This is a genomic window from Polyangium mundeleinium, from assembly GCF_028369105.1.
Taxonomy (GTDB): domain Bacteria; phylum Myxococcota_A; class Polyangia; order Polyangiales; family Polyangiaceae; genus Polyangium; species Polyangium mundeleinium.
The window spans coordinates 245,673-269,936 of record NZ_JAQNDO010000001.1; the positions used below are offsets into that span (position 1 = coordinate 245,673).

Here is a 24,264-nt window from a genome sequence, read left to right on the forward strand (position 1 = left end):
TTTGCGGGCAATCGTGCATCGATTTCGCGTATCCTCTCCGCGCCCATGACCTCGCTCGCCCTCGGCAGCCACATCCGCCGCGTCGTGGTCCACGCGCGCGGCGCCCTCGTCACCCGGGTCGTCACGCTCCCGGAGGCGCTCCCGAGCGAGCCGTGCGAGCTCGTCGTCTCCGGCGTGACGCCGCTCTCCGAGCCGTCGAGCTTCCGCGCGCTCGCCAAGGGCGCACGCGAGGTCGTCTCCGTCGGCGCGCGGTTCGTCGTCCCCGAGGGGCCCGCCAAGACGGGCTCGGCGCGTGAACGCCTGCGCGCCCTCGAAGCCGAACGCGACGCGCTGAACGACACGCGCACGCACGTCACGGGCCGCCGCAACTTGCTCGCCGGGTTGTCCTTCGACCTCGGCATGGATCGACGCCTCCGGCAGGCGAATCCCCGCACGCGGATCGAGGACGCCCTCGCGACCTCGCGCCTCGCCCAGGAGGAGCTCGCCGTGCTCGACGCGCGCCTCGCGGAGATCGAGGCCTCGCTCGAACGCGTCCAGCGCGCCATCGACGCCGCGCGCCTCGCCGAATCGCAGGCGAGCGCCGAGGAGCGCGGGGGTTCGTCCCGACCGACCCTCGCTTGCCACGTACGCCTTGGCGCGGGGCAAGGCGCGATCGAGGCGCTCGAAATCGAGTACGTGGTCCTCGCCGCGCGCTGGTGGCCGACGTACAAGGCTTGGCTCACGAAAAATGCGACGCGCGTGCGGCTCGAGCTCGACGCGCTCGTCGTGCAGGACTCGGGCGAGGACTGGAAGGACGTCGAGCTCTCCCTCTCGACGGCCGACCTCGTGCACGACGCGCGTTTGCCCGAGATTCAATCGCTCCGATTTGGCCGGGCGCAACCTCCGGCGAAGCGTGGGTATCGCCCGCCGCCGCCGGGGCTCGACGCGATGTTCGAATCGTACGACGCGGCCATGGCGAAGCTGCCGCGCGCCGTGGAGAACATCCCTGCACCGCCGCGCCCGCCGTCTCCTGCGCGGCCCGGGGCGCCGTCGCCTCCCCGGGCCGGCGTGGTGCCGCCGCCGCAAGCCCCCGCCCCGCCGCCTCCGCCGCCGGGGTTTGGCCCGTCGATGGATCTGCCTGCGCCCGCGGCGGCCATGCCAAGGGCGGCCATGCCGATGCCCGCGCGGTCGGCGCCTGCGCCGGCCAAAAAGGCGGCAAAGGAGGAGGGCGAGGTCTTGTATTCCCTCTCGGCGCAGCTCGGCGGGTATGGCGGCGGCGCTGGGGACTTCCTCGAAGAAACGAGAGGCGGCGCCCACGACGAAAGCGCGCCGCCGCCCGCCCTCGAGCCCGACGATAGCTGGCTCGAATTCGACGCCCTCGTGCTCGCCCCGGTCGACGACAAACCGCGCCGTGGCCGCCTCGGCCGCATCCCCGACGACGCCTCCCGCCGCGAGGCGAGCTCTGCGCGTGAGCGCATCGAGCACCTGCCGAGCCCCGCGCGCACGCAGGATCCCCTCGTCTCCCGCGGCCGCTTCGACCACCGGTACGACGCCGAAGGCCGCGGCGACGTCCCCTCGAACGGCCGCCCACACCGCGTGCACGTCAAGGTCGGCGAGGGCCCTGCGAGCCCGCGATTCCGCGCCGTCCCGCGCGAATCGACCGAGGTCTACCGCGAGGCCCGCATCGAAAATCCCCTCGGCGCGCCGCTTTGCGCCGGCCCCGTCGATGTCTTCCTCGAAGGCGCGCTCGTCACGACCGCGGAGATCGCGGCCGTCGATCGCGGCGGCTACGTGCAGGTCGGCCTCGGCGTCGAGGAGCGCGTGCGCATCGCGCGAAACGCCCGCATCGAGGAGAGCTCGGCCGGCTTGCTCGGCGGATCCACCGTCGTCGATCATCACGTCACGGTGGACCTCACCTCGTCGCTCGGCGTGCCCATCCACGTCGAGATCCTCGAGCGGATCCCCGTCACCGACGACAAGGACGTCACGGTGAAGCTCACCTCCGCCGAGCCCGAGTCCGAGGCCTACGATCAAGCGGACATCGGCGCGCCCGTGCGCGGCGGCCGTCGCTTCCGGGTCGAGGTGCCCGCGGGCGGCAAGTCGAAGATCACCTACGCCTATCGCATCAAGCTGCCTGCCAAGAGCGAGATCGTCGGAGGAAACCGCCGTGAGTGAGCCCGTGGTGGAGCAGGTTCGTTCGGACGAGCCTTCGCAGGATCGCGCTCAACATCCGAGCCGCGTCGCGCGCGTCACTCTTTTCGAGGACCGCGCCGAGGTCGTGCGTCGCGCCTCCTTCCGCGCCTCGAAAGGCGCGCGCTGGGAGGCCATCGCCGGCGTCTCGCTCCTCGTCGATGACGGCACGGTGCAAGCGAAGGTCACGAAAGGCGAGGCGCGTGTGCTCTCGGCCCGCGTGCTCCGGCGCGCGCACGAGGAGCGGGCGCTCGGGCGTGAGGAGATCGAGGCGCTCGAACGCGAAGCGCGCGCGGCGCGGGATCGCGTGGCCGCGGCCGACCGCGCGATCGAGCGTTCGCAGCGCGGTTTGCAGCACCATTACGAGCTCGCCACGCAATGGGTAAAGAGCGCCGCGCTCGGCCCACGCAAGGCGTCGGATCCGGACGTCGCAGGCGCGTACCGCGACGGCTGGCGCGCGATCGACGGGGCCGCGAAGGCATCCCTCGACGAGGTCGCCCGCATCCGCGAGGAGCGCGCCCAGGCCGACCTCGATCGTCGCCGCGCCGAGGCGCGCCTCGCCGAGGGACGCGCGGAGAAACCACGGTACGACGCTGTCGTCGAGGTCGAGATCGACGCGGCCGAGGCGGGTGATGTCGAGGTCGAGATCACCTACCGCCTGCCCTGCGCGCTCTGGCGCCCCGAGCACCTCGCGCGCCTCGTCTCGGATGGGCCCGAGGCGACCGCGGGTACGGTCGAGATCGTCACGTACGCGACCGCGTGGCAACGCACGGGTGAGGCGTGGGACGACGTCGATCTGCGCTTCTCCACGGCCCGGCCCACGCGCGCGGCCTCGCCGCCGCTGCTCGCCGACGACGTGCTCGCGAGCCGCAAGAAGACCGAGGAGGAGCGCCGAAACATCGTCGTCGCCGCGCGCGAGCAATCGATCCAGCTCGCGGGCCTCGATCGCGGCGATCGTGCCGCCTCCGAGATGCCCGGCGTCGACGACGGCGGCGAGCCGATCACCTACATCGGCAAGGAGCGCGCCTCACTCCCCTCGAACGGACGCCCTTGCCGCGTGGAGATCGGCCGCGTGACCGTGAAGGCCGAACTCGCCCGTGTGGTCATCGCCGTTCGTTCGCCTGCCGCGCACCTTCGCGCCACGGCCACGCTCGAAGGCGCGGGGCCGCTGCTCGCGGGCCCGGTGCGTCTCGCGCGCGGGGCGAGCCTCGTCGGCCGCGCGCGCCTCGATTTCGTGGGCAAGGGCGAGCCCTTCGAGCTCGGCTTTGGCCCGGACGACGCGATCCGCGTGCGCCGCAGCGAGGACGAGAAGCGCGACACGCAAGCGATCACCGGCGCGCAACGCATCGAGCGCAAGGTCACGTTGTACCTCTCGAACCTGTCGAACAAGGCGCGGAAGGTCGTCGTCACCGAGCGGATCCCGGTCAGCGAGATCGAGGACGTCGAGATCCACCTCGCCGAGGCGGGCGGTTTTTCCCCGGACAAAGACGGCTTCCTGCGCGCGACGGTCGACGTTGGCGCGCACGCGACGCGCACGCTCGTGTACACGTTCGAGCTGCGCGCCGGCGCGCGCGTCATGCTGCCCGCGTTCTGACGTCGCGCTCAGCCGAGCACGAAATCGATCTCGAAAACGTCGTAATGCGCGGCGCGCATCCCCATCGCCGCGTACGTCGCTTGCGCGCGATGATTCTCTTTGTCCACGTAGAGCCGCACGCCGCAGACGCCCTTGTCGGCCCGCGCCTTGCCGAGCACGTGATCGTGCAGCGCCCGGTAGACGCCCGTGCGCCGCGCGCCCTCGGCGACGTAGACCGACTGGATCCACCAGAACGTCCCGTTTCGCCAGTCGCTCCACTCGAACGTCACGAGGAGCTGCCCGACCGTCACGCCCTCGCGCTCGGCCACGAGGTAAAACCCTTTTGCCGAATCCTCGATCACCGCGCGCGTGCCCAGGATCGTCGTCTCCCGATCGAGGGTTTTCCCTTCGGTTTCGAGGGCCATCGCGCGGTGGTTCTGCGCGAGCGTCTCCACGTCCCCCGCGTGCGCGAGGCGAATCGACACGGTCTCCATCGGCGCTTGCCTCATTTGCCCGGTGGCGCGATCGAGGGCTTCTGCCGTTCGTCGGGGTAGAACGTGCGGGGGATCGGCTCGTGCTCCACGAGGTAGCCGAACTCCTTCTGAAAGTCCTCGATCGAGATGTCGAGCACGTTCGCGAACCGGGCGAGCTGGCTCGAATCGTCGAAGTCGTCCTTGCGCAGCCGCAGCATGTATCTCCGCGCGATCATGTAGCGGTCGCTCGCGATGTCCACCATCCGCACGCGCATGCGGCCCGTCCTCGGGTCCATGATCATGTCGAATGGCACGGCCTGGAACGAGCCCTGCACCATCGCCACGAGCGCGCCCGTGCCGCCCTCCGCGAGGTACTTCGCCGCGCAATACCCGAGGTCCCGCGCGTACTCCATGTCGTACGGGATCGGATCGGCGCAGCGCAGCTCGTAGCCAATGTTCTTCGGGACGATCGTCGCTTTGACCCCGAACTGACGCAGCCGCTTCTGCACCTCGGCCTTCAAGATGTCGGCGAACGCGATCTCCGCGATCCGCACGTGCCCGTGCGCGTCGCGCTCCACGCCCGCGAGCCCTTCGAGGTCGTGCTCCTCCATGCGCTCGACGAGCCCCTCGGCGATCATGGCCACGCCGTCCGCGCGCCCCGCCGCGAGGCGCTTCACGATCGCGGCCGCGAGCAAATCCACCACGGTCTTCAGCCGCACGTGCCCCCCTTGCGGGAACTCCTCGGGGATCAGCGTGAGCGTCGCGCCCGCGGCCTTGCCGATGCCGAGCGCGAGGTGCCCGGCTTTGCGGCCCATCGCGACCACGAAGTACCAGCGATGCGTGGTCTTCGCGTCGACCATCAGGTTTTCGACGAGCTCGACGCCGATGTGGCGCGCCGTCTGGAAGCCGAACGTATCGGCGTACCCCGGCAGATCGAGGTCGTTGTCGATCGTCTTCGGCACGTGCACCACGCGCAGGCGCCCCTTCGACTGGAGCGCGATCTGCGACGCCGAGAACGCCGTATCGTCGCCGCCGATCGTGATGAGCTTGTCCACTTCGAGCCGCAACAAGGACAAGACGGTCTCTTCGAGCAGCTCCTGCGACTTCGTGGGATTCGCGCGCGCGATCCCGAGGTACGAGCCGCCGCGGAAATGGATGCGGCTCACGTCGTCGATGGACAGCGGGCGGGCGTGCTCCAGATCGCCCTTCATGATCCACTGGAACCCGTCCTGGATCCCGACCACGTCGTAGCCGGAGAGGACCGCGCGGATCGTGGCCGCGCCGATGACCGCGTTGATGCCCGGCGCGGGCCCGCCGCCGACGAGGATACCGACCTTTTTCGGACCGTGGCTCATGGCTTCGGCCCCTAGCATCCCCGGAGGGCTTTCGCTAATCTGGATCGGTGACGAGGCGCTTTGGTTCGGTCGTCCTGCTGCTCGCGCTCCTCGCGTCGCCGCTCGCGACGTCCGGCTGCGCGTCGCAAGAGCAGACGCCCGAGGCGGCCACGCCGCCCGCGCCCAGGCCGAAAAACGCCGCCGAGATTGCGCGTTCGATCGTGGGCGCCCGCGTCGGCGTGATGGTCTGGCCCGAGCGGCTGAAAGGCCATCCCCTCGAGCTGCGCGTGCGCGTGATGAACCCGCTCCGGAGCATGCTCGAAGGCACGGGCATCGATGCGATCAACGACGTCGCCGCGGCCTACGTCGCCTCCACCGGCGTCACGCAGAGTGATCTCGCGGTGGCGATCGTGCAGCACAAGCTCGACGAACAGCGCGTGCGCCAGGGCCTCAACACGATGATCGCCCGCAGCCAGCCGCGCGGTGAGTGGATCACGACCGCGAGCGTGCCCTCGGCGCGCGTGACGGTGCGCGGACAAACCCGCGTCGTCGCGCTCGTCGAAGAGGGCTTCCTCGCGGTCTTGCCGGAGTCGATCGCGCTGCAGGCGGCGCGCTTCGAGGGCACGGGCGGTTTTCCGGATCCGCTGGGGCCCGAGGCCGTCGTCGCCACCGCCACGGACCCTTCGCGGAGCCTCGCGGGCTCGCACGCGCCGCCCGTGCCGTCGACGATTCGCTCGGCCGAAGCGCGCTTGCGCCTCGCCGCGGACGGCGGCGTCGACGTATCGAGCACGGGCGAGAGCACCGACCCGGTGCAGGCGGGCGCGGACGCGGCGGCGCTCACGGCCTCGGTGGATCGGGCGACCTCGCTGAACCTCGGCATCGTGAAAGTTCGCCTCTTCGCGCCCGTCGTGTTCCGCGCCGAGGGCGCGCAGGTGAGGAGCGACCTGCATCTCACGCAGGCCGAGATCGATCGGCTCCTCACGCTCGCCGATACGTTGATGCCGCGGTAAGGAAAGGACGCGGCGCGGGGGCCGCGTCCCGCGGGTTCAGGGCGCGTCGGGAGGGGGCGCCTCGATGCGTCGCTGCGGCGTACAGGGCTGCCGGTAGAACGCGTCGATGGCGTCGCGCAGCACGGTGCCGTCGATCGTGCTCGTGCCCGCCGCGGGGCCGTGCGAGGTGACGTGCTGCGAGTCGTAGTCGGCGAAGCACGAATGAATGGAGTCCGTGCTCGCGAGCAGCTCGCGCGTCCGCGCCGCGTAGCGCTCGGTGTAGCCGATCTCGCCCGCATCCATGTTGCTGTCGAGATCGACGCCGAGGTGCCCGAGGGGGTTGTGATCGTACTGGTTCTGGATGATGAGCAGCGGCGTGCGGATATGGCCGTGGGTCGTGAGCCAGCCGGGCTCGCGGCAGGACGCGTGTTCGTCCGAGGTCGTGGCCGCGGCATGGCAGCTCGCGTCGCCGCGACCTCCCCAGTTGCCCGCGGCGATCTCGATGAAGATCCGTTGATCCGTGGGAACGGCGGTGCTCTCCAGGCCCGTGTTCGGATCGTAGGACGGGTGATCGAAGCGGAAGCCGGCGTCCGGCATGCCCATGAAACGCGCGCCGGCGGGCATCTGCGCTCGCACGTCGTCGACCGTGAAATGAACGCCTCCGGCGCCCGCCGAGCCGCCCGCGTACACGATGTCGGTCGCGGCCGGGAGGTTCTCGTGCAGCATCAACTCGCGGAACACGGCCTGGATGATCGCGCGGCCGCGGAAGTGCCAGTGCTTCACGTCGGTCACGGGCAAGGACGGGTCGCCCGCGAGATCGCCCGACCAGACGTCGCTCGAACAGTAGGAAAGACGCACGACGTTGGCGTCATGGAAGGTCGGGTTTTCTGTCTGATCGACGGAGAAGACGCCCCGCGAGGGGAATTCGAGCGTGCCCTGCGCGAATCGGGTGGTGAGCTGCTTGGAGCTCATCAGCTTGGCTCCGCTGCTGTTCCAGCGCTGGGCACAGGTCGCCGAATCGTAGCAATTGCCTCCGCCCTCGAGCCAGATGAGCCACTTCGTGGACGCGGGGTTTCGGTGGATCATGTACGTGCCCGGCGTGCCGTCGTTGCAGAGCGCCTTGGGATAGGTCGCGGTCGAGAGCTCGACGAGCTCCCATTCCTCGCTCGTGCTGGGGCCGTGCGTGACGGGCCGATCGGGCAGGGTGCAGCTCAGGGTCGCTTCCGCGCCTTGTGGCTCGGCCTCCAGCGCTTCGGAATGCGGTCCGGAGGAAAGGAGGTCGTTCGGAGAAACATCTCCGCAGCCGAAGAGGAGGAAGGCGAAGGCAAGGAGGGGCTGTCTCATGCTTGTGTGCTCCACGTGGAAAGGTTCCGCGCAGAGACACGCGAGCGCATGGGATGGGAAAAAAGAACGTGCGCGTGGCGCTCGTCTTGTGTGCCGTGGTTCTTTGGCTACGGACGGCTTTATCGGCCTCCACCAGCGCCTCGGGCCAGGTCTTCATGATATCGAGCTGCCCGCCGAGCGTGGGCCGCTTCAATTGAGGTCGTGCGCTCGGCGGACGACGACATGCTCCCAGGCGCATGTGGACATGCTCCCGGCGGATGACGACATGCTCCCAGGCGCATGCCGGCATGCTCTCGCCGGATGACGGCATGCTCCCAGGCGCATGTGGACATGCTCCCGGCGGATGACGGCATGCTCTTGCCGGATGACGACATGCTCCCAGGCGCATGTCGACGTGCTCTCGCCGGATGCCGGCATGCTCTTGCCGGATGCCGGCATGCTCTTGCCGGATGACGACATGCTCCCAGGCGCATGACGGCATGCTCCCAGGCGCATGACGGCATGCTCTTGCCGGATGACGACATGCTCCCAGGCGCATGACGGCATGCTCTCGCCGGATGATGGCGTGCCCATAGGAGCGCCGTGGTTTCGGCGAGGCGCGTGAGGTAGCGACGCGTCGACATTCCGATTCGGCCCGCGATGGGGGCTCAGGAGCTCGCGCTGTTTCAGAAGCGCGGCCGAAGGCGGGGCGGAGCTGGGTCGCGAACACGATTGGAGCGATCGAAATGGCGTGGCGAGCCGTCGCGGGACGACTTGCGGCATGTCGGCGCGTGAAACAGCGGGAAAACGCTGGGAAAGCGGTTGACCGAGACGCCGCCGCCTCCGTACCGTGCCCTACCTGCGTCACGAGGTTGCGCACGGGGACGGGGAAGGGGGCTCATGAGGAAGCGGCGGCTTGCGGGGGCGACCTTGGTCGCTACGTGCATGGTGCCGATCGGGTGCGGGGCGAGCGACGAATACGCCGCCGCGCCCAGGCAGGGCAGCGGGCTCGCGCTCCCTCCGAGGACGGTCCAGGCGCTTCAAGCGTGCGTCAAAGAGGGGGGCCAGCGGCTTCGGCACAACGCGTACGAGATCGAGTTCGCGGTCGAGTTGACGGGCGACCGCGTCACGGCGGTAAAGCCCAAGGGCCCGCGGCTCGACGATACCGGCGTCCAGCAGTGCATGATCGAAGCGCTGCGGAGGATGGCGGACGCGGGGTTCTCGCCGGACCCCGACGAGCTGGTCTCGCGCGGCGGCCTCTTGCCTACGCGAGGCATGCTGGCGAACACGTGGGCGCTGCCGCAGGTGATCAGGTTGATCCCGGTGGTCGTTGGGTCGGGCGGGACGATGATCGTCGTCGCGGTCGCGGTGCTCGTGGTGGTCGCGGCTGTGTCGTTGAAGGATGACAGGCCGAGCAAGGAAGAGTGCAAGAAGATCAAACAAATGTGCATTGAAGAATGCGCCGACACGGTGTTGCCCAGAGGGGATGACGGCTCGGCGTTCCGGTTGTGCCAACAAGAATGTCTCGAGCGGCATGGATGCCCCCGGCACTCCTGATCGGAGAGAGGAAGCCACGTATGGAGAAGGATACTGCGGAGCAGCTCTTGACGCGCGCGCGGGGTTGTATTCGTATTTTCAATGATATGATTGAATTTGCGCAATGTCATTGCGACAAGGGCGAAGAACGTGTCGTTCGGCATGCTGTCGGCTATACTCTTTCGGAGCTGCTGGACAGGCTCATGGTCCCCATTTTCACCGATGACCCCGACCTCGTTCCCGAGGGCCTCGACTATGGGCCGCTTGATGGTCCGAAGTTCTCGGAGCTGGCTGCGAAGATGAAGCAGGAGCCTCCTCCGAGTGAACCCCGGAGGGGCCACGAGCCGCAAGGATGTGAGAGAGGGACCCCATCGATGGACAAAGATACGGCGAAGCAGCTCATGGCACGAGCATTCGACTGCATGCGGCTCGTCAATGAGATGACCGAAGTTGCACTGTCCAATGGCGACGAAGACGAATTGCGAGTCGTTCGGCGCGCTGCCGGCCATACCATTGCGGAGATGTATGAGAGGCTCATTGATCCAGTTCTCCGCGAATACCCGGACCTCCTTCCCGAAGGCATCGACTATACGCCGTTGAAGGGTCCGACGTTCACGGAGCTCGCCGCACAGTTGAGGCCGGCGTCTCCTCCGAGCGAAACCGGGAGCCGTAAGAAACCATAAGCGCCCGACGAAGTACCTTTACGCGTTCCTCTCGCCGGGGGGCGACGGGTTCAACGACGTGGAGACCCGTTCCGTCGTCGGATGTGCTGGCCCGTGCTCCCTCAGCCCTCTCCGACCCGTCGCGTAGACCCTCGAACTCCATCCACCATCGTCTCAACCCACTGCTACGCTCGGCCCCCATGAGGCTCGTGAAGATCGGGGTTGCCAGCGTGAACGCGACCATCGGCGCCGTCCGCTCGAACGTGGATCGGTGCATCCGCCTCGCGACGGCGATGGCCGAGGACGACGTCACGCTCGCGGTGTTCCCGGAGCAGGTCGTCGGCGGGTACGCGGCGGAGGACCTCGTGCAGTGGCAGGCGTTCGTCGAGAGCCAGCGGCGCGAGCTCGAGCGTTTCGCCGTGGAGACCGCGCGGTTCCGCACGGTGTTCGTCCTCGGCCTGACCGTCGGCGTCGACGGCGACCTCTTCAACGTCGGCGCGCTCGTGCACGGCGGGAAGATCCTCGCGTTCGTGCCGAAGGAAAAACTCCCGACGTACAACGTCTTCTACGAGGCGCGCGTGTTCTCGCGCGGCGTGCCCGGCTTGAACCTCGATGCGCGCGGTGTGTTCTGCGGCGATCGGATCTTCCAGTTCGATTTCGGCCTCCTCGCGATCGAGGTCTGCGAGGACATCTGGTCGCCGGACGGCCCGATGCGCCGGCGTTGTTACTCGGGCGCGGAGATCGTCTGCAACCTCTCGGCCTCGCCGTTCCGCGCGGGCGTCGTGGGCACGCGGCGGGAGATGATCGCGACGCGGGCCTCGGACAACCAGTGCACGATCGCGTACGCGAACCTCGTCGGCGCCAATGATGGCCTCGTCTTCGACGGCGGCGGGTTCGTCAACCAAAACGGCCGGCCCATGCTGGAGGCGACGCGCTTCCGCGAGGGATACGCGGCGACGGTCGTCGACCTCGATCGCACGATCCGCAGCCGCCGCGAGGCGAGCACCTGGAGAAGCGACCTCGAAGCCTTCCGGCGCGAGCAGGCGCCCGTGCCCGCGGCCGTGCTCCACGAGAAGACGGCCGATCGCTCGAAGCTGCGTTACCCCGCGCCGCCGCCCGGGACCTCGTTCTTCTTGCCCTCGGCGAACCTGCCGGTGAAGACGCCGCGCGAGGAGCTGCTCGACGATTTTTACGACGCGCTCGCGCTCGGCGTCGCCGACTACTATCGCAAGATCGGCGCGTTCCGCCGCATCGGCCTCGCGCTCTCGGGCGGGCGGGACTCGCTGCTCACGTTGCTCGTCGCGCATCGCGCCGCCGCGCTGCTCCACCCCGAGCTCGAAGGCGCGGCGCTGCACGCGGCGGCGGGCGCCATGATCAGCGCGTTCTACATGCCGTCACGTTATTCGAGCGACGCCACGCAAAACGCGGCCGCGCGCATCTGCGCCGACCTCGGCGTCTCGTTCATGATCGTGCCGATCGAGGACGCGTTCGTGCGCGAGCTCGACGCGACGCGCACCCTGCTCGGACCGGACGGACCCGAGCCGACCGAGCTCACGAAGCAGAACGTGCAGGCGCGGATTCGTGGCCAGCGCATGTGGAACTGGTCGAACACGAGCGGCGCGCTCTTCCTGCAGACGGGGAACATGAGCGAGAAGGCGCTCGGGTACACGACCGTCGGCGGTGACCTCGAGGGCGCCTTCAGCGTGATCGCGAACCTGCCGAAGACCGTGGTCATCGCGCTGCTCGAACGCCTGGAGAAGCGGTTTGGCTATCCGGGCATCCGCGCGACGCTGGACACCACGGCGGGCCCCGAGCTCGCGGCGAACCAGTCGGGCGAGGCCGAGCTCATGCCGTTCGAGGTGCTCGATGCGTGCCTCTACCTCTACGGCGCGGAGAAACTCGCGCCGAACGAGGTGGCGCTCGCGCTCACGAGCGTGTTCCCGGATCGGGATCCGGCGCAGCTCGCCCTGTGGGCGGAGAAGTTTGCGCGCCTCTTCACGCAATCGATCTTCAAGTGGGTGCAATCGCCGCTGGCGATTCACCTCGGCTCGCTCGACCTCGACCGCGAGCGCGCGTTGCAATTGCCTGTCGTGCAGCGGACGGAGTGGAAGGGCGGGTGAAGCGAGCGGCGCGAGGCGTCCCCCTCGGGACCAAAGCGCGGCGCGGGTTTTACTGGTTGCGCTTGATCACGTGAAACCCGAACGGCGTCTCCACCACGCCGCTCGTCTCGTCCACCTTCAGCGCGAACGCCGCGTCGCTGAAGGGTTTGACCATTCCATCCGCCTTGAACTTCCCGAGGCTGCCGAGCCTCTCCGCCGTCGCCGCGTCGTCCGAATACTCCTTCACGAGCGCCGTGAAATCGTCGCCCGCCTTCGCTTTGGCGGCGACCTCGTCCGCCCGCTTTTTTGCGTCCGCCTTCGAGCGCGTCACCGTCTTCGGCGCGTTCTTCGCGCCCTTGTACGCGACGAGCACGTGCTGGGCCGCGATCCACTCCGGGGGTTTTTCCGGCGCGGCCGCGGCCTTCTCGGGCGTGGGCGCGGGCGCCGCCGTCGGCGTGGGCGTGGGTGCGGCCGCGGGCGCCGCGGACGTGGCGGGCGCGGGGGCCGGCGGCGGATCCTGGCAGGCGAGGAGCAGCGCGGGAACGAGCAAAAGCGCAGAGCGCGGGGAGAGCATGGGGATCCTCATTTCGTCATCGTCTTCGAGAAGACCACGGCCCCGCTTCTGTCGATGAACTCGAACGAGAGCTTCGGCCCGTCGAACTCCAGGTAGGCGAACCCTTCGAAGTCGTCCGAGAAGTAGAGCTGCCTCTCGTCCTTCGGGACGAACTCGAACGTGTCGCGGGTCTTCGCGCCTGCGCCGCTCACCACGAAATGCGTGCCGGGGCAGTCGCCGTCGCGGCCCTTGTCGATGAACTCCAGGTTGTGGTCGTGCCCAGCCATGAACATGTCCGCGCCGCAATAGATCGCCTGCTGGAACGCGAACATCCCCGCGATGCCGAGCAGGTTGTTGTCCCAGAAATGCTCGCCCGAGGTGAAGCGCGGGTGGTGGCCGAAGACGAGCTTCCACGTCGCCTTCGAGGCTTTCACCTTGGCGCTCATCTGGTCCTTCTGCGTCCCGTTCAGGAAATCGACCGTGTCGAGCGCGAAGAGGTGCACGTGGCCGATCGTGACGTCGTACCACGACGCGGGCATGTGCCATTTGTCGCTCGGCCGCATCCCGGGGCCGCTCCCGAGCGGCAAGGACGCGTAGTCGATCTGCGCTTGCTTGTTCCCGCTCGACGTGGGGCCGTGATCGTGGTTGCCGAGCACCGCGTAGAACGGCACCCCATGGAGGTTCGGCCGGTCGTAGGGCGCCTCGAACTTCTCGCCCCATTGCGGGTCGTTCACGCTCGCCACGCCGTTGTCGTAGAAGTTGTCGCCGTTCACGAGCACAGCGTCGCAGCCGCCCACCTTCTCGCATTTCTCGTTCATTCGATCGGCGACGGCGTGCTGGGCCTCATTGCCCTCGCCCGTGTCGCCGATCGCGAGCAGACGGACCACCTTCGCCGCCGGGCCTCCGCCCGTGCCGCCATTGCCCGTGCTCGACGTCGACGAGCTGCCCGTCCCGCCTGCACCACCCGCCGCGCCCGCCCCGCCCGCTCCGCCCGTGGCCCCGGCGCCGCCGCTCCCGGCGCCTCCATTCCCCGCGCCGCCGGCGCCCGCCGCGCCCGCGCCGGTGGTCGCCGTGCCGCCCGTGGTCGTGGACGTGTTCACCGCGTCCCCCGAGCTGCAGCTCACGATCGCCAGAGGCCCGAGACAGCCCAGGACGAGAGACGAGGCGACGAGGCGCCGCGTTCGCGAAAGAGAGCGTCCGAAGTCAGCCATGGGGCCAATGTACACAATTCGTTCGCGGATGTCGTTATGATAGGCTCCGCCCTTCCGCCGTCATGAGCGCAGAGCCCCTCGTCGTCGCGAGCTCCTCCATCGAACACCGCCGCCCCCGGCTCGGCGGGTGGCTCATGCGCGCGGGATTCGGCGGCTTCGTCGGCTTCCCCGGGCTCATCGTGACGATCCTGGCGATCGTGGGGCCAGAGACGGCCGATGCGTCGGTGCCCCTCTCGGTGCTGATCTTCTTCCTCGCCGGTCTCGGGCTTCTCGTCGCGCCGTTCGTGTCGATCGCCGGCGCCGTCCTCGCGGCGTTATCGCTCCCGTTGCGGAACGTTGGCGTGCTTCGGGCCGATGGCCAGGGCCTCGTCGTCGTGCAGGGAGGAAAGGAGCGCCATCTCGCGCGTTCGGCGATCGAGGGCGGGATCGTCCTCCCGGGCACGCTCCTCGATGGGAAACGCCCGCGGGTCGAGCTTTACCTTCGCCGCGGCGTGGTGCTCACGGCCGAGGTCCCCGACGGCATTGCGGCGCATCGGATCCTCGACCGGCTCGGCATCGACGTCTCGCGGCGGCGCGTGGCCGTCCTGAGCGGCTCGGCGTATCGGCCGCTCGCCACGGGTTGCTTGAGCCTCCCCGTCGTTTGCTTCCTTTTGGCGATCCCCCTCGGCTACTTCATCACGGAATACCCTTCCGCCGATTGGCCCGTGCTCGTCTTCGCATGGGCCGTGATGCTCACGATGTTTTTCATCGTGCGGCTCGCGCGGCCGCGCGAGATCATCGTTGGCAGCGACGGGCTGCGCATCCGCCGGGGCGGCTTCGACGATCGATGGATCCCGCATTCGCGGGTCTGCACGGTCGAGGAGCAGCCACGCAGTTTGTTCCTCGTCGTGGGCGAGGCCGGAAGGCCCGGCGAACGGGTCGAGGTCGCGACGGGCGACCCGAGCTTCATCCTGGCGTTGGCCGGCCGGCTGCGGCTCGCGATTGCGCTCGGGTCGAACGGCGCGGACGGCCCGCCCGTCGGGGCGGAGCTCGATCCGGCGGGCAAGTCGTTCACGGAATGGAAAGACAAACTCCAGTCCCTCCTGCTCCATGCGGGATACCGAAAATCCGCCGTGACGTACGAGGAGCTGGTCGCCGTGGTCGACGATCCGGATTTGCCGCCGGGGCAGCGGCTCGGGGCGGCCATGGCGATCGGCATCGCCAAGCACCCCGACGGGCGCGAGCGCATTCGCGTGGCCGCGGAGGCCTGCGCGGACGACGCGATGAAGTACGCGCTCGAAGAAGCGGCCGAGGGCGAGCTCGACGAGCGAACGCTGCGGCGCGTCCTCGATTGAAGGGTCAGTTCACGTCGCGGTCCTGGAGCAGGATCGTCTCCGGGTCGCGCCGGTAGACGAGCTCGCCGTCGTCCGTGACGTCGAGCTTCGCGAGGTCGTCCCGCACGAGGCGGTCGAGCGCGCGCTCGGCTTCCCGCATGCTCGGCATGCAGAGCTTGGCCGCGACCTCGCGGGCCGTCGCGCCGCCGTCGCGCAGGGCGTCGAGCAGCGCCGCGCGGCTCACGACGTCCACGCGCCGCGCGGACTCGACCTCCTCGATCATGCCGAGCCCGCGCCACACGAGGGTGACGCCCAAAAGGACCGGGAGCATGCCATAAAGGACAAACCCGAGCGCGAGCGTCAGGATCGAGGGCGAACGCAGGGCGGAAAGCCAACCGACCGCCCCGAACGCGCTCGACAGCGCGCCCACCGTGACGAGGGTATTCCCGACCAGGTTCCTGCGTCCGCTCGTGGGCGTGCTCTGTGTACCCATGATCGCCTCGCCTGTCGCCGTGGGGCAACGGGCACGCCATTCGAGGCGAGCAGGCAGAAGATGGGTGAACGTCGCGCGGGGAACCTGGAAAGTGCTGATATCGAGGCTTTGATTCCGGGATTGCGCCGCGTCGCGGGTGAACCTGGAAAGACCGGGGCCGGCAGCTTTCTGGAACGGGCGGCCGCGGCTGGCAGGCGGGGGACCCTTGGGCGTGCGTTCGCTCGCCGGGCCGGGGACGAGGTTCACCATGATCGAAGGGGAGGTACCGTCGCCGCGGGCTGCGGGCCAAATTCTTCTACGCGCCTCGCCGGCGGGGCTACGCGCCTCGCCGGCGGGGTTACGCGCTGCGCTGACGGGAGCGACGCACCGCGGCGGCGGGGCGGCGCGCTCACGCTTCGTGGCGTCGAGGGTGCTCGCCGCGGACATTTTCGACGACATCGACGGACGCATGGCCGAAGCGCGTCGTTTTTGTGACATCGCCCCGCTCACCAGGCTTGACGTGACGCCCGCTCGGCTGCTCCGATCCGCGGGTTCGGAGGGCAAAAGCATGCGAAACGGGTGGTTCTCTTCGGGTGTTTCGAGGGTCGTTTGCGCGGCGGCGCTGTCCGGCGCGTGGATCGCGGCTTGCTCGGCGACGGGTGGCGACACGGAATTCAACAATTCGAGCGGCGACAATGGCTCCGGCGCGGCCAACGCCGGGGGCCATGGAGGCGACGGCGGCGGTTTCATCCCGGCTGGGGCCGGCGGCAGCGGCAACGCAGGCTCGGGCGGCGGCGATAGCTGCGCCGCCACGAAAAACAAGGCTCAGCAGGTGCCGCTCGACATGTACATCATGTTCGACCAGTCCTCCTCGATGAGCGACAACTCGAAGTGGACCTCGACGAAGGCGGCCCTCAAGGCGTTCGTCGAGCAGCCTGCCGCCGCGGGGATCGGCGTCGGTATCCAGTATTTCCCACAGTCGAGCGGGGTCGTCTGTCCCGTTATCCCATTCTGCAATACGGACGCCGATTGCGGGCCGGCCGCCTGCGGCCCCTGCGCCGCGCCCGCGCCCGGCTTCCCCATCAAGACCTGCTCGACCGCCGGCGGCGATTCGTGCAAGCCCTCCGACTACGCCGTGCCCGACGTGCCGATCGCCCCGCTGCCGGCGGTCGGGACGACGATCATGAACTCGATCAACGCCCATTCCCCGTCCGGGAGCAGCACGCCGACCGGGCCGGCGCTCCAGGGCGCGGTCGATTATGCCAAGCAATGGGCGACCTTGAACCCCACGCACACGACGGTCGTCGTGCTCGCGACGGACGGGGAGCCGACCGGCTGCTCGGCCAGCATCACCTCCGTCAATGCCGCGGCGGATGCATTCAACGGCGTGCCCAGCATCAAGACCTTCGTCATCGGCGTCGGCGACATCGCGAGCCTGAACAGCGTCGCCGCGGCCGGCGGGACGGGGTCGGCGTTCATCGTCGACGGGAGCCAGGGTGCGACCGAGGAGTTCCTCAAGGCGATGAACGAGATTCGCGGCGCCGCGCTCTCGTGCTCGTACCTCATTCCGCAGCCGCCGCCCGGCGACGACATCGATTACAACGCGATCAACGTCGAGTACACGCCGGAGTCGGGGATCTCGGTCGTCATCCCGCAGGTGAAATCAGCGGCCGACTGCCCCGCGGCGGGTCTCGCCTGGTACTACGACGTCCCCGGGGCGCCGAAGCAGATCATGTTCTGCGACGCGACGTGCTCGCAGGTCGCGAAGGACACGAAGGCCGAGATCGACGTCCTTGTCGGCTGCGCGACCATCGTGAAGTGAGATTCTCGGGAATCCGAGGTTGACAGTCGTCCCGCTTGCTTCGTAGCATCCGAAAATACCCGAGATGCATCGAAGCGCGCGTTCTTTCTTTCCTTTCCTCTGGGCAACGATCGTCCTCGCCGGGTGCTCCGGCGGGGGCGGGGAAGGCACGCCTTCGGGCGAGGGCGGCTCCGGCGCGGGCGGCTCCGGCGGCGCGGGCGGTTCGTCGTCGTCGACCGGCGGCGCGGGCGGCGCCGGGGGTCAAGGCGGCGCGACCTGCGGGCCCTGCGGCGAGAATGCGAGCTGCGACGCGAGCGGCGCGTGCGTCTGTGCCGCCGGATTCGTGAACGACGACGGCGATTGCGTGGACGTCGACGAGTGCACCGAGCAGCTCGACGATTGCCATTCGACCGCCGCTTGCGCGAATACGGTCGGCTCGTTCACGTGCGCCTGCCCTCCGGGCACCGTGGGGGATCCGAAGACCGGCTGCGCGGAGCGCTTCGTCGAGATCACCGCGGCGGCGTATCACACCTGCGCGCGCCGCATGGACAACTCGATCTTCTGCTTCGGCGCCGGCGGCGGCGGCCGGCTCGGCAATGGCCTCGGCGCGAACCAATCCGCGCCCGTGCGGGCTGGCGCGGCGGACAACTGGATTCGTGTCGTCGCGGGCTCGGCGCATACCTGCGGGATCAAAAAGACCGGCACGCTCTGGTGCTGGGGCACGAACAATTTCGGCCAGCTCGGGCTCGGGTATACCGACAACCAGACGCTCCCGGCGTTCCTCTCCCTCGAACGCACGTTCTCGAGCGTCGCCGCGGGCGACAACCATACCTGCGCCGTGGAGAGCGACGGCGGCCTCTTCTGCTTCGGGCGCAACCAGGCGGGGCAGCTCGGGATCAACAACCTCGACAACAAGCTCGAGCTCTCGCCCGTGAGCGTCGATCCGCTCGCGGCGACGCCGGACAAGGACTGGAAGGAGGTCTTTGCCGGCCGCGACACGACGTGCGCGACGAAGCAGGACGGCCGGCTTTATTGCTGGGGGCAAAACAACGAGCTTCAGGTTTCGAAGGTCGGCGGCGGCTCCGTGAACGCGCCGTTCCTCGTGGAAACGGCGCCGATGGCGGCGGACGCCGATTGGGCGACGGCCGCGATCGGCTTCACCACGTGCGCCGTGAAGAAGGACGGGCGGCTGTATTGCTGGGGCCGCGGGAACGAAGGCCAGCTCGGGACCGCGCTCGGGCCGGCGACGGCGGCGCCCGTGGCGATTGGCGCGGGCAAGGTCTGGAAGCGCGTGCGCGCCAATGCCTTCCACCTCTGCGCGCTCGACGATCAGAACGCCCTGCATTGCTGGGGCCGCAACCAGGCCGCGCAGATCTCGGGTGAGGCGCCGGGCTGGGTGACCGCGCCGATCGACGTCGCGCCGGGGACGAAGTGGCTCGATTTCGCGGTCGGCGTCGTGCACAGCGGCGGCGTCACCACGGAGGGCCGCGTGGTCACCTGGGGATCGCGCATCTACGGCCAGCTCGGCGACGGCGCGATGAGCCTGTGGACCGCGACCGCCAACATCGGCGCGGACACGACCTATACGAACGTCGTCGCGTACGGCGAATCGGCCTGCGCCGTGAGCGGCGCGGGCGAGCTTCAATGCTGGGGCAACAACGAGAGCGGCCAGCTCGGCTTCGGCGACAACAAGACCCGCTCCGCCCCGGCGAAGGTCGATTTCGAGGCCGTCGCGACGGCCGCCCCCGGCCGCCAGCACACCTGCATCCTCACGGCCACGGGCAAGCTCGCCTGCTCGGGCCGCAATGCGCAGGGCCAGCTCGGCCGGGGGACGAACACCCCGGCGACGTCGTTCGCCGAGATCCTGAAGACGGGCAAGCCTTACGAGGCGCTCCAGTGGAAGGAGCTCGCCGCGGGCGAGGAGCACAACTGCGGCATCGCGACGAATGGGACGCTCTGGTGCTGGGGGCGCAGCAACGAGGGGCAGGTGGGCATGAAAAATCCGGCCCTCGGCAACCTCATCCAGCTCGAGCTCGTCGCCGGCGAGGCGCCGCCCACCGATTGGGTGAGCGTGGCGGCCGGTCAATACCACACGTGCGCTGCACGGGCCACGGGGTCGCTTTATTGCTGGGGTCGGAACGTGGAAGGGCAAATCGGCAATGGGACGCCGGCGGCCGGCAAGACCGCGCCGTATTCGCTGGGCGACGACTGGAAGGGGCCCGTGGCCGCCGGCGTCAACCATACCTGCGCGATCAAGAAGGACGGCACGCTCTGGTGCTGGGGCCGGAACGCGAACAACCAGATCGGGGACAACACAGCCGTCGATCGCCCGTCCCCCGTGCAGATCGGCTCGGCCACGGACTGGGCCTTCGTCGTCGCGGGCAACGCGTCGACGTGCGCCGGCAAGGTGGGCGGTGGCGTGCAATGCTGGGGCGCGAACAATGTCGGCCAGCTCGGGCTCGGGGACACGGGCCAGCGCAAGGTGCCGACCGCGCTCTCGGGGGTGTTCGTCGCGACGACCCTCGGCTTCAGCCATGCCTGCGGCGTCACGCAGGCGGGCAACCTCGCGTGCTGGGGATCCGGGGAGATCGGTCAAAATGCGCGCGGCGACGGGCTCGCGTTCGCGCCCGTCCCCATCGCGGCGTCCTATTGAGTTCACCTGAAGGAGATCGGTGTTGATGTTGCGAGGCGCAAGGGCTCGGGCGTGGTTTGTCCTCGTGTCGCTCGCCGCCGCCGCGTGCGGAGGCGGGGGCGCAGGCGCAGGCGGGAGCGGAGGAAGCGGCGGCGCAGGCGGAAGCGGTGGCGGAGCCGGGAGCGGCGGCACGGGCGGCGATCCCTTCGCCGTCGATGAATGCGCACTCGGCCTCGACGATTGCGCGCCCGACGCCCAATGCGTCGATACGCCAGGATTTTACACCTGCACGTGCAAGCCCGGGTACGAGGGCGATGGCAAGACGTGCGCGGACGTCGACGAATGCACGACGCTCTTCCACGACTGCGATACGAACGCCACCTGCACGAACCTGCCGGGCGCGTTCCAGTGCGCCTGCCCCGCGGGCTTCTCCGGGGACGGCAAGACCTGCGACGCGAAGTATTCGTCCGTGTCCGCCGGCCAATACCACGCCTGCGCGATCCGCACCGACAAGACCCTGCATTGCTGGGGCCTCAACACGAGCGGGCAGGTCGGCACCGGCACGTCGGACCAGGTCTTCTTGCGCCCCGTGCCCGCCTCCGGCGCGACGAACTGGGTCTCCGTGAGCGCGGGCGGCACGTTCACCTGCGCGCTCGACGAGACCAAGCGCATCTCGTGTTTTGGCTCGGGGAGCGTCGGCCAGATCGGCGACGGCCTCGGCGTCGCGCAATCCACGCCGGCCATCGGCGCGGGCGGCTACGAAGACTGGGTGTCCTTCAGCGCCGGCTCGACCCACGCTTGCGGAATCCGGATGGGCGGCGCGTTGTATTGCTGGGGCCAGAACAACCGCGGCCAGATCGGCGACAACACCACGAACAACGCGCTCTCGCCCGTGCTCGTCGACGCGGGCCCGTGGTCGATGGTCTCGGCGGGGACGGAGTTCACCTGCGGCGTCAAGGAGAACGGGACGCTTCATTGCTGGGGCTTCAACAATGCCCGCCAGCTCGGCGACAACACGAACGCCGGCCAGCGGCTCGTGCCCACGCAGGAGTTCACCGCCGCCACCAACTGGGCGAGTGTATCGACGGGCAACGCGTTCACCTGCGCCGCGAAGACCGACGGGACGCGCCATTGCTGGGGCGCGAACTCCGTCGGGCAGGTCGGCGACGGCTTGCTCGTGACGGTCCTCACGCCCAAAGCCGCCGACATGGCCACGGATTGGTCCGCGAACCTGGAGCTCGGCGACCTCGCCGCCTGCGGCCAGAAGCAGAGCGGCGAGCTCCATTGCTGGGGGGATGGCAGCGTCGGACAAACCGGCCAGCCGGACAACGAGGCGCCGACCCTGACCCCCTTGCCCGCCTCCAGCATCACCGACTGGGTCTCGTTCTCCAGCGGCCTGCGCTTCGCCTGCGGCGTCCGGCAAACCGGCGACCTCCTCTGCTGGGGCTCGGCGAGCCGCGGCGCCCTCGGGTTGGGGTATTCCGCGGACCGGACCGAGGTCACACCCGTCTCCGCCGATACCGACTGGGAGCGGGTCGACACGCAGCTCGACAATGGTTGCGGCATTCGCACCGGCGGAAAGCTCTTCTGCTGGGGCCGCAACGTCTACGGCCACCTCGGCGACGGCACGACGCGCACGCGCGTCACGCCCGTGGAGATCGGCGCGGGCAAGGTCTGGAAGCGGATCACGCTCGGCCGCACGCACTCCTGCGGCATCGCGAGCGACGGCGGCGGCCCGGATGTCCCGTATTGCTGGGGCCTCGACGGAAACGGCGAGCTCGGCAATGGGCCGGTCGTGACGGCCCAGCTCCTCCCCACGGCCGTGAATGCCACCGCCGGCAATGAATCGCCCTGGGTCGAGATCGCGGCGGGATACAACCACACCTGCGCCGTGCGTCAGGACAAGACCCTCTGGTGCTGGGGCCGCAACGCGAGCGGCCAGCTCGGCGACGCCTCCACGGCGAACCGGCCGGATCCGAAGCAGGTCGCCCCGGCCGAGCCCGCCGATTGGCTCGACGTCGTGGCGGGCGGCGATTTCACCTGCGGCCTCCGCGAAGGCGGCAACGTGTCTTGCTGGGGCCTGAACAACCTCGGCCACCTCGGGCAGGGCGACATCGTCTCCCCCGTGAACGTGCCGAAGCCCGTCCCGGGGACGTACGCGGCGATCGACGCGGGCGCGAATCACACCTGCGGCGTGCGCCTCGACGGCACCCTCTGGTGCTGGGGCCGCAACAACAACGGCGAGCTCGGCCTCGGCAATGCCATCACCCCGATGATGACACCCATGCAGGTCGGCAATGCGACCGACTGGGCGCGGCCGTTCCTCGGGCAAGGGTTGTCCACCTGCGCCACGAAGAAAAACGGCGACCTTTATTGCTGGGGCGTCGGCTCCTTCGGCCAGCTCGCCCTCGGCAACCTGACGAGCTTCAACGCGCCGCAGAAGGTGCCGAGCCTCGGCCCGTGGAAAGTCCTCTCCCTCGGCAACGAGCACACCTGCGGCATCGCGCAGGACGGCGTGCTCTCCTGCTGGGGCGCGGCGTATTACGGGCAGCTCGGCAGCGGCCTGCCGTTCCTCTCGACGCCGACGCCCGTGCTCGATCCCATCTGAAATGAAAAAGGGCCTCGCCCGGGCGAATCACCCGCGCGAGGCCCTTGTCCACCGTCAGGCCTTCAGGGGTTCTTCAGCATCGCCTTGATGAGCTTGGGATCCTGGTTCGAGATGTGATCGTAGGGCAAACCCGCGGCCGTGAGGATGGTCGCGTGCACGTCCGACGGTTTTACGATCGTGCCCATTTCGTCGTCCGGCGCGCCGGTGTCGAGGTTGATCGGGCGCACGTCGTAGTTCGCGTCTCTCGTCGCGCCGATCGCCATGTTGCCCCGGATGCCCTTGCCCGCGACGAGGCACGACGACGCGAGGTGGTGATCACGGCCGCCTTGCTGGTTGATCCGCGGCGTGCGCGCGAACTCCGAGAAGCAGAGCAGCGTCGTCCGATCCCAGTAGGGCTTGCCGCTTCCATCGAGCGTGTTCTTCAGGTACGTGATGAGATCACTCACCGCGTCGAAGCCCGCCCGCTGCCGTGCCGGGTGGTTCGACGGCCAATCGTCGTCGAAATGGGCGTCCGTGACGTTGACGAGTCGCAGGAGGACCACCTGCGAAATGCCATTCACGAGCGCCTGCGCCGCGAGCGCGGCCTGGCCCTTCGGCTGCCCCGCGAGCGTCGCGCCCGGGTTCGCCGGGTTCACGCCGAACGTCTCGTAGAGCTTCGCGAGCTGGCTCGTGGCGGGCGGGTTCGGCTTGAAATCGAAATGCTTCCAGAGCCCGCCGTTCGCCAGCGTCTGCGCCGAGCGCCACGCCGACAGGTGCGTCGAGATCTGCTTGCCCCGGGCGTCGAGTTGCTGGTGCAGGCAATACTCGTCGTGGTGGAACTTGGACGCGGCCTGCTCCACCTTGCCGTCGAGCGAGAGCGACGCATTGAGCGGCCGCAGCACCTGCAGCATCTCGTTGTAGCTCGGCACCGAGAGCCCGCTCGCGAGCGGCGAGAGCCCCTCGTTGTACGTCTCCGCGCCGCCCGCGACGAGGTTCGGGATCTCGTGATGGTCGAGCAGGCCCGAGGCCGCCGCCCACCACGTCTCCAGGGAGCTGCCGCTCGCGGCGAGGCCCCGCGGGAACTTGCCCGTGAGGAAATACCGCCGCCCGACCTCGTGCGTCAGCGTGCCCATGCTCATGCCACGCACGACGCAGAGATCCTTGGAATGCGTGTTCGCGAGCTTCGACATCGTGGGCCCGTAGGCGACGCTCGAACCCACGGGCTTCACGAGGCCCGTGCCGCCCGTCTCGTCCTCGATGACCTTCTTCGTCGGCCCGTCGGTCACCATGTCGAAGCCCGTATAAATGCCTCCTGCGGGCTCGCCGAAATCGTGGTGGTTGCGCGGGTCGAGGGAATACAGCGTGTCCCATCCGCCCGTGAACTCGCACATCACGAGGAGCGGGGCGCTGTCCGGATCGACGTTGTCCGCGCGCGCGTGGCGCAGGCCGAGCAGACCGTCGAGGAGGAGCGCGCCGCTCGCGGCGCCGAGCGCGCCGAGGAGCGTGCGTCGTGAAAACTGGCCTTTTTGGCTCATGG

At 69.0% G+C, this 24,264-nt stretch carries 17 protein-coding genes; 10 read left to right on the forward strand and 7 right to left on the reverse strand.

Annotation, left to right across the window (positions count from 1 at the left end):
* Nucleotides 1-45 precede the first annotated feature (45 nt).
* On the forward strand, nucleotides 46-2,154 hold the full coding sequence (locus POL67_RS01050) for a DUF4139 domain-containing protein (protein ID WP_271914561.1): 2,109 nt from the start codon (nucleotides 46-48) through the stop codon (nucleotides 2,152-2,154).
* A complete protein-coding gene (locus tag POL67_RS01055) occupies nucleotides 2,147-3,763 on the forward strand; it encodes a DUF4139 domain-containing protein (RefSeq protein WP_271914564.1) in 1,617 nt (538 codons plus the stop codon). Before POL67_RS01050 ends, POL67_RS01055 begins: the two co-directional genes overlap by 8 nt.
* An 8-nt stretch (nucleotides 3,764-3,771) precedes the next feature.
* Here POL67_RS01055 and POL67_RS01060 read toward each other — a convergent pair whose 3' ends face one another.
* Together POL67_RS01060 and pfp are read right to left on the reverse strand one after the other, a co-directional pair.
* Complete coding sequence (locus POL67_RS01060; protein ID WP_271914567.1) at nucleotides 3,772-4,236, reverse strand: GNAT family N-acetyltransferase; 465 nt, start codon at nucleotides 4,234-4,236, stop codon at nucleotides 3,772-3,774.
* 11 nt (nucleotides 4,237-4,247) lie between these two features.
* Nucleotides 4,248-5,570: a diphosphate--fructose-6-phosphate 1-phosphotransferase gene (gene pfp / locus POL67_RS01065; protein WP_271914570.1), complete on the reverse strand. Its 1,323-nt coding sequence runs from the start codon at nucleotides 5,568-5,570 to the stop codon at nucleotides 4,248-4,250.
* A gap of 47 nt (nucleotides 5,571-5,617) precedes the next feature.
* Between pfp and POL67_RS01070 the strand changes: the two genes are divergently transcribed.
* On the forward strand, nucleotides 5,618-6,559 hold the full coding sequence (locus tag POL67_RS01070; protein WP_271914573.1) for a hypothetical protein: 942 nt from the start codon (nucleotides 5,618-5,620) through the stop codon (nucleotides 6,557-6,559).
* A 36-nt stretch (nucleotides 6,560-6,595) separates the two neighbouring features.
* Here the strand turns inward: POL67_RS01070 and POL67_RS01075 are convergent, their stop codons facing one another.
* The gene (locus tag POL67_RS01075; RefSeq protein ID WP_271914576.1) at nucleotides 6,596-7,882 is read right to left on the reverse strand and encodes a pectin acetylesterase-family hydrolase; all 1,287 of its coding nucleotides are present in this window, start codon (nucleotides 7,880-7,882) and stop codon (nucleotides 6,596-6,598) included.
* Nucleotides 7,883-8,806: 924 nt separating this feature from the next.
* Here POL67_RS01075 and POL67_RS01080 point away from each other — a divergent pair.
* The 3 genes from POL67_RS01080 (at nucleotide 8,807) to nadE (ending at nucleotide 12,179) form a co-directional block, all read left to right on the forward strand.
* Entirely contained in the window at nucleotides 8,807-9,418 is a 612-nt protein-coding gene (locus tag POL67_RS01080; protein WP_271914578.1) for a hypothetical protein, read from the forward strand.
* 20 nt (nucleotides 9,419-9,438) lie between these two features.
* Nucleotides 9,439-10,080 (forward strand): hypothetical protein, encoded by a 642-nt coding sequence (locus POL67_RS01085; RefSeq protein ID WP_271914580.1) that lies wholly within the window; start codon nucleotides 9,439-9,441, stop codon nucleotides 10,078-10,080.
* Nucleotides 10,081-10,259: 179 nt separating this feature from the next.
* Nucleotides 10,260-12,179, forward strand: coding sequence for an NAD(+) synthase (gene nadE / locus POL67_RS01090; RefSeq protein ID WP_271914583.1), 1,920 nt, complete (start codon nucleotides 10,260-10,262; stop codon nucleotides 12,177-12,179).
* A gap of 49 nt (nucleotides 12,180-12,228) precedes the next feature.
* Here the strand turns inward: nadE and POL67_RS01095 are convergent, their stop codons facing one another.
* On the reverse strand, nucleotides 12,229-12,744 hold the full coding sequence (locus tag POL67_RS01095; protein ID WP_271914586.1) for a peptidylprolyl isomerase: 516 nt from the start codon (nucleotides 12,742-12,744) through the stop codon (nucleotides 12,229-12,231).
* The gene (locus POL67_RS01100; protein ID WP_271914589.1) at nucleotides 12,741-13,922 is read right to left on the reverse strand and encodes a metallophosphoesterase; all 1,182 of its coding nucleotides are present in this window, start codon (nucleotides 13,920-13,922) and stop codon (nucleotides 12,741-12,743) included. Before POL67_RS01100 ends, POL67_RS01095 begins: the two co-directional genes overlap by 4 nt.
* A 62-nt stretch (nucleotides 13,923-13,984) precedes the next feature.
* Between POL67_RS01100 and POL67_RS01105 the strand changes: the two genes are divergently transcribed.
* A complete protein-coding gene (locus POL67_RS01105) occupies nucleotides 13,985-15,256 on the forward strand; it encodes a hypothetical protein (protein ID WP_271914592.1) in 1,272 nt (423 codons plus the stop codon).
* A gap of 4 nt (nucleotides 15,257-15,260) precedes the next feature.
* On the opposite strand, the gene POL67_RS01110 is transcribed toward POL67_RS01105, so the two are convergent.
* On the reverse strand, nucleotides 15,261-15,728 hold the full coding sequence (locus tag POL67_RS01110) for a hypothetical protein (RefSeq protein WP_271914593.1): 468 nt from the start codon (nucleotides 15,726-15,728) through the stop codon (nucleotides 15,261-15,263).
* A 247-nt stretch (nucleotides 15,729-15,975) separates the two neighbouring features.
* Between POL67_RS01110 and POL67_RS01115 the strand changes: the two genes are divergently transcribed.
* The 3 genes from POL67_RS01115 to POL67_RS01125 all read left to right on the forward strand — a co-directional run bounded on the left by POL67_RS01115 (nucleotide 15,976) and on the right by POL67_RS01125 (nucleotide 22,748).
* Nucleotides 15,976-17,529, forward strand: coding sequence for a VWA domain-containing protein (locus POL67_RS01115; protein ID WP_271914595.1), 1,554 nt, complete (start codon nucleotides 15,976-15,978; stop codon nucleotides 17,527-17,529).
* Nucleotides 17,530-17,593: 64 nt separating this feature from the next.
* Nucleotides 17,594-20,161, forward strand: a complete 2,568-nt coding sequence (locus POL67_RS01120; protein WP_271914597.1) for an RCC1 domain-containing protein — start codon at nucleotides 17,594-17,596, stop codon at nucleotides 20,159-20,161.
* Between the two features lie 64 nt (nucleotides 20,162-20,225).
* Complete coding sequence (locus tag POL67_RS01125; RefSeq protein WP_271914599.1) at nucleotides 20,226-22,748, forward strand: RCC1 domain-containing protein; 2,523 nt, start codon at nucleotides 20,226-20,228, stop codon at nucleotides 22,746-22,748.
* A gap of 62 nt (nucleotides 22,749-22,810) precedes the next feature.
* On the opposite strand, the gene POL67_RS01130 is transcribed toward POL67_RS01125, so the two are convergent.
* The gene (locus tag POL67_RS01130; protein WP_271914601.1) at nucleotides 22,811-24,262 is read right to left on the reverse strand and encodes a DUF1501 domain-containing protein; all 1,452 of its coding nucleotides are present in this window, start codon (nucleotides 24,260-24,262) and stop codon (nucleotides 22,811-22,813) included.
* Nucleotides 24,263-24,264 lie beyond the last annotated feature (2 nt).